Genomic DNA, 10,167 nt, shown 5'->3' with positions numbered 1-10,167 from the left:
CGCGCTGCGCGCCGCCGGAGTCCACGCCGGGTGCTTCCGCCCGCCCTCCGTCCCGGACGGCGTCTCACGGCTGCGCCTGACCGCCCGCGGAGACCTGGACGAGGCCACCCTGGCCCGCGCGGCCGACACGGTGATCGCCACCGCACCGGCACCGTACCGACCCGCACCGCACTGACCACCACCGCACTGACCCGCACGGGCCCCGTCACCGCACCCGCACCCCGTACCCGAGGGCGGGGCGGCGGCGGTGGTGGAGGGGACACCGGGGGCAATACGTCCTCTCCATGGTCAAATGCGTCCCCGTGGCGGAGAGTTCACTGCTTCGGGGGACACAAGCCCCGGCAAGCAGGGGGATCGGCCGCGTCGTGCCGCGGGGAGTGGCACTCTGTCGCGCAGCGGCTGTCCGGGCCGCTCCGTCTCCCAGCACAAGCCCGCCGCCGCTCGACGGAGGAGCCGACGGCCCCGGGAAAGGGACGCCCCCGCCATGGCAGACAACCACACAGCGACGATCACGCTGCCGAGTGCACCAGCCTCCGTCACCGCCGCGCGCCGGCACGTCACGGACGTCCTCCTCTCCTGGGGGCTGGACAAGGACGCGGACGCCATGGACCGGCTGCGCCTGATCGTCTCCGAACTGGCGACCAACGCCGTTCAGCACACCTGCGGACGGTCCCCCGCCTTCACCGTCGAACTCCGGCTGGAGGACGACGCGCGGCTGCGGATGGGCGTCACCGACAGCCACCCGCGCCGGCCGCGCCGGCTTCCGGCGGCCGTGCAGCAGGACAACGGGCGCGGTCTGCTCATCATCCGCACGCTGGCCGCCGAGTCGGGCGGCCGGATGCGCGTCACCCCCGCCGCGGACGGCGGCAAGACGGTGTGGGTCGAGTTGCCCTGGCTGCCCGTGCCCGCCGGCTGACGGCTGACGGCCGACGGCCGACGGGCGCACGGGGCCGCCCGCGGAAGGCGGTACCCGCGTACGGAGGACTACGCGCCCCGCGCCGTCCCGGCCCGCGCCGCCTCGGCCCGGGTCAGGAACACCACGCCCGTCAGCAGCACCAGCGTCCCCAGCAGCATCGGCACGGTGAGCCGCTCACCGAGCAGCCCGACGGCGAGCACCGCCGCGCTGACCGGCTCGATCAGCATGACGACCGAGGCCGTCGCCGCCCGGACGACAGCCGTGCCCGCGAAGTAGAGGGGGTAGGCGAGCGCGGTCGGCACCGCCGCGACGTACAGCGACAGCAGGGCCGCCCGCCCCAGGCCGTCCGGGCCCGGCAGCACGCCCTCCGCCAGGGCGAACGGCAGCAGCACCAGGGCGCCGACCCCGAAGGACCAGGCGGTCAGCGTGAAGGAGCTCTCCCCGCCGCCCGCGCTGCCGAGCCACCGGGCCAGTACCACCGAGACGGCGAACGCGGCGGCGGCCAGCAGGGCGAGCGCGACGCCGCTTGGCCGTACCCCGCCGTCCTGGTCACCGAGCACCAGCACGGTGAGACCGGCCAGGGCGGCGGCCACGGCCGGCGCGCCGCCCCGGCCGAGCCGTTCCCCCAGTGTCAGCCGGGCGCCGACCGCGACGAACACGGGGCAGGCGCCCAGCGTCACGATGGTCGCGACCGCGACCCCGGTCGCCGGCACGGCGGCGAAGTAGGCCGTCTGGAAGACGGCCAGGCACAGTCCCGTGGTCACCCGCAGCCCGAACCGGGAGGGGGTCAGTCCCCGGAGGGGACGTACCACCGCGGTGTGCGTCCCGCGTCCCGGCCGCAGCATCCGGACGGCGGCGCGGCCCGCGAGCAGCAGTGCCAGCCCGCTCACATAGCGCCAGAAGGACACGGCGAGCGGGCCCAGTCCGCTGGAGGAGTAGAGGAGGTCGACTGCCGCCCCGGTGGTACCCCACGTGGTACCGGCGACGGCGAGGAAGAAGAGGCCACGCCCGACGGGCAGGGCGGGCGTACCGGACGAACCGGTGGAAGAGATCGGCACGAGAGCGCTCCGCGTTTGGAGGGATCGGTTGGTGTCCCTTGTGCGGGCACCACCGACCCCCGCGGCGGACCGTCATCCGTCGCGGCAGCCGTGCGTGGCGGCCCGCCTTACGCGGCGGGCGGGGAGAGGGTGACCGGTGCCGAAAGCATGATCAGCACTTTATGCGCGCCCTCGCCCGGGCACAATCGGCGTCCACGTGCTGGTCGTACGGCCATCCGTCACCCGCCATCCGCCACCTGGCCGCGGGTGACCGTGCGGCTCAGGTGGCGGCGTGGCCGGAGAGGGAGGGACGGGGAGGGGAGGAACAAGGGAGGGAGGGAGGGGCCGGGTGCCGGCTAGTCCCGGTCGCCCGGCCCGGCCGCCGGCGGTCCGACCAGCGCGGCACGCCGTTCCCCGTCCAGGATCCGCAGAGCCCTCTCGAGTGTGGCCGCGTGCAGCTCGCTCTCCCCGCGCTGGTGCATCAGCGTCAGCGCGTCCCGCAGTTGGACCGCCTTGCTGACCAGTCCCTGCGCGGCACGCAGACCGCGGTAGGTGTCGGTGCCGCGCGCGGGGTTGATGCGGCCGAGCAGGTCGAGCACCTCCAAGTAGGCGTCGATCACCTCGCACTCGGCGCGGGTCAGCGCGGGCAGCGGCGGCATCTCGGGCGGCCATCTCCGGTTCGCCACGACGGCCTCATCCCCGGGCCGGGCGGAGGGGGGTGGACTTGCGGCTGGCGGTGAGGCGGTCGATCAGCCCGTACTCCACGGCCTCCTGGGCGGTGAAGATCGTGTCGCGTTCCAGGTCCGCGCTGATCCTGGTGCGGGGCCGGCCGGTGTGGCGTTCGTACAGCTCCTCCAGGAGTTCGCGGGTGCGCAGCATCTCCCGTGCCTGGATCTCCACGTCCGAGGTCTGGCCCCGCACCGGCTCGGACAGCGACGGCTGGTGGATGAGGATGCGTGCGCCGGGCAGGGCCAGCCGCTTGCCCAGGGTGCCGGCGGCCAGCAGGACGGAGGCGGCCGAGGCGGCCTGGCCCAGGCAGACGGTCTCGATGTCGCAGGAGACGAACCGCATGGTGTCGTAGATCGCCGTCATGGCCGTGAACGAGCCGCCGGGCGAGTTGATGTACAGGGAGATGTCCTGGTCGGGGGCGGTGTGTTCGAGGTGGATGAGCTGGGCCATCACATCGTTGGCCGAGGTGTCGTCGATCGGGGTGCCCAGGAAGACGATCCGCTCCTCCATCAGCTTCGAGTACGGATCCATCCTCCGCAGGCCGCTGCTGGTGCGCTCGGTGAACTCGGGCAGGACGTACCGGGCCGTCGGCTGATTCCGCATGTGTCGCTCTCCGCTGTCGTCGCGTCAGGAATGTACAGGACGTACAGAACGTACGCGGATCAGCTAACCACGGTCCCGCTTCCAAGTCCCCCCGCACACCGCCCATTCCGCTGAAGGCGAAGCGGCTCGGGACGGGAGGGGCAGAGGCGGGAGCCTCCGGGCGGGAGGTCGCGGGGCCGTCCGGTCCGGCTGTCGCGAGGGGGCGGGCCCGCCGTCACGAAGGGGACGGAGGCGGCCGTCACGAGGGGCCGGGCCGGGTGCCGCGAGAGCCGGGGCACGGTAGTCGGCATACGCTCTGACCTGCGGTTTCGCGGGCCCCTAGAATGGGGGCATGGCTTACGAGATTCCGGTGACGCAGGCGCGTGCCGAGCTGGCTGATCTGATCAATCGGGTCGTGTACGGCAACGAGCGCGTCGTGGTCACCCGGCACGGCAAGCCGCTCGTCGGACTCGTCTCGGCCGCCGACCTGGAGCGGCTGGAGGCCGCCGAAGGGGCCGAGGCGGAACCCGAGGAGATCATCAGCACGGTGTCGGGGTTCCGGGAGGCCGCGGGGGGCGCGGTGCCGCCCGAGGCACGGCGGTTCGGGATCGCCGCCGAACACCGCGGCCCGGCCGCCGGGGACCGGCGGCCGGGCCAGGGAAGCTGAGCCTCACGGTTGATCCGCTCGCGGGCCGTCGGGTCGCGAGCCCGAGCTGAGGCCGGGTCAGGAGCCCGAGCTGAGCTGCCAGACCGCGTGGGCGATGGCGTCGCTGTGCAGGTCGAGCGCCTTCTCGTCGATGTTCGAGGTGTCGTCGCACGCCGAGTGGTAGCACTTGTCGTACGGCTCGCCCGCCGTACCGCCCCACTTGTCCGCCTGCGCCTGCGTCTTGGTCTCGCCCGCGCCGGTGAAGCTGCCGCCGACGGTGACGCCCGCCTGCTCGAACGAGGCGTGGTCGCTGCGCCCGTTGGTCTCCTCGGACGCCTCCGTCTCGATGCCCTTGGAGCGGAACCACTCGGTGAAGAGCGCCTCGACGGCCGGGTTCTGGTCGTAGACGAAGTGGCCCGCGTTGGGTGAGCCGATCATGTCGAAGTTCAGATAGGTGTCGATGGCGCCGATCTCGTCCTGGCCGAGGCTGTCGACGTAGTGGCGGGAGCCGACCATGCCGCGCTCCTCGGCGCCCCACCAGGCGAACCGCAGGTGCTTGTCCGGCGCGAGATCCGCCTTGGCCACGGCGAGCGCGGTCTCCAGCACTCCGGCGGAGCCCGAGCCGTTGTCGTTGATGCCGGGCCCGGAGGAGACGGAGTCCAGGTGGGCGCCGGTCATGACGGTCGGGCCGCTGCCGCCCTTGGGCCAGTCGGCGATGAGGTTGTAGCCGGTGCGGCCGCCGCTGTCGAACTTCTGGACCGTGGTCCGGTAGCCGGCGGCGTCCAGCTTCTTCCTGAGGTGGTCGAGGGAGGCGCGGTAGCCGGGCCGGCCGTGCGCCCGGTTGCCGCCGTTCGCCTCGGCGATGGCCTGAAGGTCCTTCAGATCCTGCTGGACGGCGGCGACGGAGATGTCCGGTGCCTCGGCCGCGCGGGCCCCGGTCCCGGTGCCGCCGGGGCTGGCCTGGGCTCCGGCGGTACCGAGGAGTGCGAGGGCGAGGGCCGCGCTGGAAGCGGCGGCGAGGGCGGTGCGGCGGTGCTTGCGGGCGTGCCTGCGCTGTCCGCTGTCCGCGGGTGTCGCCGGTGCGGGTATGTGTCCGCGTATCACTGCTGGGCTCCGATGCTGTGGGGGGCGGGGTGGGCCGCCGGTGTGGCGGCGGTTCGCCCGGAGCGGCGAGGTGAATTGACGTGCACATGAGACTGATGGCGGGGCGTCGTCCCGTCAAGAGCGCATAGCGGACAGGCCGTTGCGGGGAGCGGAGAGCCCCCTACCCCCGGCCCCGCCCACCCCGGGCGCCCGGTCCGTCCGGGGCGCCCGGCCCGCCGGCCCGCACCCGCTCGGAGCGCAGCCCGCCGGCCGTCACCGCGGCGAGCCCCAGCACCGCCCACGTCGTCAGGACCAGTACGGGGGTGTCCACGCCGTGGCCGTCGAAGAAGCCGACGCCGCGCAGCAGCGACCCCCCCGGCGCCCGGCGGCAGCCACTGGCCCAGCGTTCCGACCGGTTCGGGCAGCAGTTCCGGGGCGGAGGACATCCCGGACCAGGGGTTGCCCAGCAGCACCGTGAGCAGGCCGCCCAGCGCGAGGCCCCTGGTCCCCAGCAATGTGCCCAGGCCCGCCACGGTGGCGCCCACGGCCAGCACGGTCAGTCCGAGCGCGGCGGCCTCGGCCCACCAGTTGCCGGCCAGCACCCCGAGCCAGCTGTCGGCGACGGCCGCACCGGCGAGGCCGACCAGTGCGGCGGCTCCCAGCAGCGCGAGCAGTCCTCGCGTGCCGCGCAGCCGCAGGACGACGACCAGCGCCCCGGCGGCCACCCCGGCCAGGGCCAGGGGGAGGACGCTCGCCCCGAGTGCCGCGCCGCGCGGGTCGGCCGGTGGCGCGGGCACCACATCCTCGGTCCGCGGCGGTGTGCCCTCGGGGGCCATGCGCGCCGCGGACCGGGTCAGCAACTCGGCGACCACGGGGCTCGCCGCACTGGCGGTGAGCGTCTTGGGTCCAGCGGGGGTGAGCACGACGGCGCCGTAGACGTCGCGGTTGCGGACGGCCTCGCGGGCGGCTGCCTCGTCGGCGTACCGGTGCAGCGCGAACGCGCCCTCGTGCCGCCCGAGTTCGGCTTCGACCCGCTCGGCGGCGGGGGCGGGGCCCGCGACGCCGAGCGGCAGGTCGCGGGGTGCGATGCGGGCGGCCGGCCAGGCGAAGGCCCACAGGGCGAACGTGACGAGCAGCGGGACGGCGAGCAGCACGGTGAGCGGGCCCCGGGGGCTGCCGGCCGGACGGCTGCCCGGGGGGCGGGCGGGAGCCGTGGGCGCGGCGGGTGCGGCGGGGCCGGTGGGAGGGGCCATGGGTGAACCTCCGAGGGAAGTAAAAAAGAAGGATCGTTCGTTTTGAATGGTGGGCTCACCGTTGCGCGCTGCGGGTCGATTGTCAAGAAGGAACGTTCGTTTTACGATGCCCGCATGGCTCGCGTCTCCCCCGAACACCTCGAGGCCCGCCGCCGTCAGATCCTCGACGGCGCGCGTCGCTGCTTCCTCCGCAACGGCTTCCACGCCGCCTCCATGCAGGACGTGCTCAAGGAGAGCGGGCTGTCGGCGGGCGCCGTCTACCGGTACTTCCGCAGCAAGGAGGAGATCGTCGCGGCTGTCGCGCAGGAGGCCCTGGCGACCATCCGCGCCTCCTTCGAGCGGGTGGCGGCCGCCGAGGTGCCGCCGCTGCCCGACGAGCTGTTCGCCGAAGTCTTCGGCCGGCTCCGGGAGTTCATGGGCACGGGTGAGGACCCGAGGGAGCTGCCCCGGCTGCTCGTGCAGATCTGGGGCGAGGCGCTGCGCAACGAGGAGCTGGCCGAGACGGTCAACGAGGCGTACGCCCACCTGTCCGTCCAGTGGGCCCGGCTCGTCGAGGCGTACCAGGCGCGCGGCTGGGTCCATCCGCAGGCCAACACCGTGCATGTCGCCCGCACGCTGATCGGCGCTGTGCAGGGGTATTTCGTGCAGCAGGCGCTGTGGGGCGGCATCGCGCCGGAGGAGTTCGCCAAGGGGCTGCGCGCGCTGGTGGGCATGGAGGTGCCGGCGGACGCGGACGCGGCCGGCCCCGGGGAAGGGCGCGGCGGAGCGGGCTGAGCGGGCCCCTGCCGGCGGTGTCGAGGCCCGGCGCCCCGGGCAGGGCGACTCCGGGCACCCCGTCACCGGCGACCCGTCGGAGCAGTGCGTTGTTCACGCCAACGAAACAGCGCTGCCCTAATCTCCGGGGCAGTTGAGGACGGTGTGTCGCATGTGTGATACATCTACCCGCGTGGGTCGTCGCCGCGAGCGACCGGGGTTTCCCCCGGGCCCGGCGACGCCGGTGAGGTGGAGAGTATGCAATTGTCCCCGCACGAGCAGGAGCGGCTGCTCATTCACGTCGCGGCCGACGTCGCTCAGCGCCGCAAGGACCGCGGACTGCGCCTGAACCACCCCGAGGCCGTCGCGCTGATCACCGCGCACGTCCTGGAGGGCGCCCGCGACGGGCGCACCGTCGCCGAACTCATGGACTCCGGCCGCAGGGTCCTCACCCGTGACGACGTCATGGAGGGCATCCCCGAGATGCTGCACGACGTCCAGGTCGAGGCGACCTTCCCGGACGGCACCAAGCTCGTGACCGTCCACGAACCGATCGCCTGACCGCGCCGACGAGGAGCCGCACACCATGATTCCCGGAGAGATCCTCTTCGCCGAGGACCCGGTACCGGTCAACGAGGGCGCCGAGGTGACCCGGCTGACCGTGCTCAACTCCGCCGACCGCCCCGTCCAGGTCGGCTCCCACTACCACTTCGCCGAGGCCAACCCCGGACTGGACTTCGACCGCGAGGCCGCGCGTGGCAAGCGCCTCGACATCGCGGCCGGGACCGCCGTCCGCTTCGAGCCCGGCATCCCCGTCGACGTCGCCCTCGTCCCTATCGGCGGCAGGCGCGTCGTCGCGGGACTGCGGTCCGCCACAGGAGGCCCTCTCGATGCTTGAGCTGTCCCGCGCCGCCTACGCCGACCTGTTCGGCCCCACCACCGGCGACCGTGTGCGCCTCGCCGACACCTCGCTGGTCATCGAGATCGAGGACGACCTGGCCGGCGGGCCCGGACGCTCCGGTGACGAGGCCGTGTTCGGCGGCGGCAAGGTCATCCGCGAGTCCATGGGCCAGTCGCTGGCCACCCGCGCCGAAGGCGCCCCCGACACCGTGATCACCGGGGCACTCGTCCTCGACCACTGGGGCGTCGTCAAGGCCGACGTCGGGATCCGTGACGGGCGTATCGTCGCGCTCGGCAAGGCCGGCAACCCCGACACCATGGACGGCGTCCACCCCGACCTGGTCATCGGTCCGGAGACGGAGATCATCGCCGGGAACGGCAAGATCCTGACCGCGGGCGCCATCGACGCGCACGTCCACTTCATCTGCCCGCAACTCGTCGACGAGGCGCTGGCCGCGGGCATCACCACGCTGGTCGGCGGCGGCACCGGCCCGGCCGAGGGCTCCAAGGCGACCACCGTCACCCCCGGGGCCTGGCACACCGCCCGCACCCTGGAGGGCATGGACGGTCTGCCCGTCAACGTCGGCCTCCTGGGGAAGGGCAACACCGTCTCGCGGGAGGCGATGCTCGCCCAACTGCGCGGCGGTGCCGTCGGATTCAAGATCCACGAGGACTGGGGCGCCACCCCCGCCGTCATCGACGCCTGCCTGTCGGTCTGCGACGAGACCGGCGCCCAGGTGGCCATCCACACCGACACCCTCAACGAGGCGGGGTTCGTCGGCGACACCCTCGCCGCGATCGCCGGACGCGGCATCCACGCGTACCACACCGAGGGCGCGGGCGGCGGGCACGCGCCGGACATCATCACCGTCGTCGGTGAGCCCAACGTGCTGCCCTCGTCGACGAACCCGACGCGCCCGCACACCGTCAACACCGTCGAGGAACACCTCGACATGCTGATGGTCTGCCATCATCTCAACCCGGCCGTCCCCGAGGACCTCGCCTTCGCCGAGTCCCGTATCCGGCCCAGCACCATCGCCGCCGAGGACACCCTGCACGATCTCGGCGCCATCTCGATCATCTCCTCCGACTCCCAGGCCATGGGCCGCATCGGCGAGGTCGTGCTGCGCACCTGGCAGACCGCGCACGTGATGAAGGAGCGGTACGGCGCCCTGGCGGGCGACGGACGCGCCGACAACCTGCGGGCCCGCCGCTATGTCGCCAAATACACCATCAACCCCGCTGTGGCGCAGGGCATGGACGAGGAGATCGGATCGGTCGAGCCGGGCAAGCTCGCCGACCTGGTGCTCTGGGACCCGGCCTTCTTCGGCGTCAAGCCGCAGCTCGTCATCAAGGGCGGCCAGATCGCCTACGCGCAGATGGGGGACGCCAACGCGTCCATCCCCACCCCGCAACCGGTGCTGCCCCGGCCCATGTTCGGGGCGACGGGGCGTGCCCCCGGGGCGAACTCCGTCAACTTCGTGACGCGGACGGCACTCGACGACGGGCTGCCCGAACGGCTCGCCCTCGGCAAGCGGTTCGTCGCCATCCGCGACACCCGCCCGGTCACCAAGGCCGACATGCGCCAGAACGACGCCCGCCCCGATGTGCGCGTCGATCCCGACACCTTCACCGTCACGATCGACGGGACGCCCGTGGACCCGTCCCCGGCCAGGACGCTGCCGATGGCGCAGCGGTACTTCTTGTTCTGAGCCCTTCGCCCTCCCCCGGCGCCGGGTGAGGGCGACGAGGGGGCGACGCCGTCCGCACGGACCCCGGCGCGCGGTGTCGCGCCTGCACCAAGGAAGAGGTCTTCGTATGCCTGGTGGCACCGCCGCACTGCTGGTGCTCGCCGACGGGCGGTTCCCCGCCGGGGGACACGCCCACTCGGGAGGCGCCGAGGCGGCCGTGAAGTCCGGCCGCGTGCACGACGCGGCGAGCCTCCAGGAGTTCTGCACGAGCCGGCTGCACACCGCGGGGCTGACGGCGGCGGCCCTCGCGGCCGCCGCCGCGGCCGGCGCCGACCCCCTCGCCCTGGACGAGGCCGCCGACGCCCGCACCCCCTCACCCGCGCTGCGGCGCACGGCCCGCAAACTGGGCCGGCAGATGATGCGCGCGGCGCGGGCCACCTGGCCCGGACCGGAGCTGGACGCACTGGCGGCGGCCCGCCCCAAGGGCGCCCACCAGCCCGTGGTGCTGGGCCTGGCGGCCCGCTCCGCGGGCCTCACCCCGCTCGACGCCGCCTACGCGGCGGCGTACGAGAACGTG

11 protein-coding genes and 2 pseudogenes are annotated in these 10,167 nt (G+C 73.6%); 8 read left to right on the top strand and 5 right to left on the bottom strand.

Annotated features, from left to right (window positions below):
- Nucleotides 1-175, top strand: a pseudogene (locus FM076_RS33340) (8-amino-7-oxononanoate synthase); the annotation flags it as partial.
- A gap of 309 nt (nucleotides 176-484) precedes the next feature.
- The gene (locus FM076_RS03600; protein WP_173868489.1) at nucleotides 485-916 is read left to right on the top strand and encodes an ATP-binding protein; all 432 of its coding nucleotides are present in this window, start codon (nucleotides 485-487) and stop codon (nucleotides 914-916) included.
- Between the two features lie 68 nt (nucleotides 917-984).
- Here FM076_RS03600 and FM076_RS03595 read toward each other — a convergent pair whose 3' ends face one another.
- The 3 genes from FM076_RS03595 to FM076_RS03585 all read right to left on the bottom strand — a co-directional run bounded on the left by FM076_RS03595 (nucleotide 985) and on the right by FM076_RS03585 (nucleotide 3,285).
- A complete protein-coding gene (locus FM076_RS03595; protein ID WP_173868488.1) occupies nucleotides 985-1,974 on the bottom strand; it encodes an EamA family transporter in 990 nt (329 codons plus the stop codon).
- A gap of 335 nt (nucleotides 1,975-2,309) precedes the next feature.
- Complete coding sequence (locus FM076_RS03590; RefSeq protein ID WP_173874488.1) at nucleotides 2,310-2,612, bottom strand: hypothetical protein; 303 nt, start codon at nucleotides 2,610-2,612, stop codon at nucleotides 2,310-2,312.
- Between the two features lie 34 nt (nucleotides 2,613-2,646).
- Nucleotides 2,647-3,285: an ATP-dependent Clp protease proteolytic subunit gene (locus tag FM076_RS03585; protein ID WP_173868487.1), complete on the bottom strand. Its 639-nt coding sequence runs from the start codon at nucleotides 3,283-3,285 to the stop codon at nucleotides 2,647-2,649.
- Between the two features lie 331 nt (nucleotides 3,286-3,616).
- Here FM076_RS03585 and FM076_RS03580 point away from each other — a divergent pair, with 331 nt between their 5' ends.
- The gene (locus FM076_RS03580; RefSeq protein ID WP_173868486.1) at nucleotides 3,617-3,931 is read left to right on the top strand and encodes a type II toxin-antitoxin system prevent-host-death family antitoxin; all 315 of its coding nucleotides are present in this window, start codon (nucleotides 3,617-3,619) and stop codon (nucleotides 3,929-3,931) included.
- A 57-nt stretch (nucleotides 3,932-3,988) separates the two neighbouring features.
- Here the strand turns inward: FM076_RS03580 and FM076_RS03575 are convergent, their stop codons facing one another.
- Both FM076_RS03575 and FM076_RS03570 read right to left on the bottom strand, forming a co-directional pair.
- Entirely contained in the window at nucleotides 3,989-4,999 is a 1,011-nt protein-coding gene (locus FM076_RS03575; RefSeq protein ID WP_173874487.1) for a M28 family peptidase, read from the bottom strand.
- A gap of 175 nt (nucleotides 5,000-5,174) precedes the next feature.
- Nucleotides 5,175-6,246, bottom strand: a pseudogene (locus FM076_RS03570) (ABC transporter permease).
- A 114-nt stretch (nucleotides 6,247-6,360) separates the two neighbouring features.
- Here FM076_RS03570 and FM076_RS03565 point away from each other — a divergent pair.
- From FM076_RS03565 to FM076_RS03545, 5 genes are all read left to right on the top strand, one after another.
- Nucleotides 6,361-7,020 carry a TetR/AcrR family transcriptional regulator gene (locus FM076_RS03565; RefSeq protein ID WP_173868485.1) on the top strand — a complete coding sequence of 220 codons (660 nt, stop codon included), beginning with the start codon at nucleotides 6,361-6,363 and terminating at the stop codon, nucleotides 7,018-7,020.
- A gap of 237 nt (nucleotides 7,021-7,257) precedes the next feature.
- A complete protein-coding gene (locus FM076_RS03560; protein ID WP_173868484.1) occupies nucleotides 7,258-7,560 on the top strand; it encodes an urease subunit gamma in 303 nt (100 codons plus the stop codon).
- A gap of 25 nt (nucleotides 7,561-7,585) precedes the next feature.
- On the top strand, nucleotides 7,586-7,897 hold the full coding sequence (locus FM076_RS03555; protein ID WP_173868483.1) for an urease subunit beta: 312 nt from the start codon (nucleotides 7,586-7,588) through the stop codon (nucleotides 7,895-7,897).
- Nucleotides 7,890-9,611 (top strand): urease subunit alpha, encoded by a 1,722-nt coding sequence (locus FM076_RS03550; protein ID WP_173868482.1) that lies wholly within the window; start codon nucleotides 7,890-7,892, stop codon nucleotides 9,609-9,611. The genes FM076_RS03555 and FM076_RS03550 overlap by 8 nt, the downstream gene beginning before the upstream one ends.
- A gap of 106 nt (nucleotides 9,612-9,717) precedes the next feature.
- Nucleotides 9,718-10,167 (top strand): urease accessory protein UreF (locus FM076_RS03545; protein WP_243274287.1); only part of this gene is annotated, 450 nt, incomplete at its 3' end.

The sequence above is a fragment of the Streptomyces albus subsp. chlorinus genome (genome assembly GCF_013302895.1).
GTDB lineage: Bacteria > Actinomycetota > Actinomycetes > Streptomycetales > Streptomycetaceae > Streptomyces > Streptomyces chlorinus.
Note: the sequence above shows the minus strand (reverse complement) of the source record. Positions and strands in the feature narration are given on the sequence as shown.

Excerpts from the sequence above, each read along its gene's own strand:
- FM076_RS03600 (WP_173868489.1), top strand. The coding sequence starts at position 485 with ATGGCAGACAACCACACAGCGACGATCACGCTGCCGAGTGCACCAGCC.
- FM076_RS03560 (WP_173868484.1), top strand. The coding sequence starts at position 7,258 with ATGCAATTGTCCCCGCACGAGCAGGAGCGGCTGCTCATTCACGTCGCG.
- FM076_RS03580 (WP_173868486.1), top strand. The coding sequence starts at position 3,617 with ATGGCTTACGAGATTCCGGTGACGCAGGCGCGTGCCGAGCTGGCTGAT.
- FM076_RS03565 (WP_173868485.1), top strand. The coding sequence starts at position 6,361 with ATGGCTCGCGTCTCCCCCGAACACCTCGAGGCCCGCCGCCGTCAGATC.
- FM076_RS03585 (WP_173868487.1), bottom strand. The coding sequence starts at position 3,285 with ATGCGGAATCAGCCGACGGCCCGGTACGTCCTGCCCGAGTTCACCGAG.
- FM076_RS03550 (WP_173868482.1), top strand. The coding sequence starts at position 7,890 with ATGCTTGAGCTGTCCCGCGCCGCCTACGCCGACCTGTTCGGCCCCACC.
- FM076_RS03590 (WP_173874488.1), bottom strand. The coding sequence starts at position 2,612 with ATGCCGCCGCTGCCCGCGCTGACCCGCGCCGAGTGCGAGGTGATCGAC.
- FM076_RS03555 (WP_173868483.1), top strand. The coding sequence starts at position 7,586 with ATGATTCCCGGAGAGATCCTCTTCGCCGAGGACCCGGTACCGGTCAAC.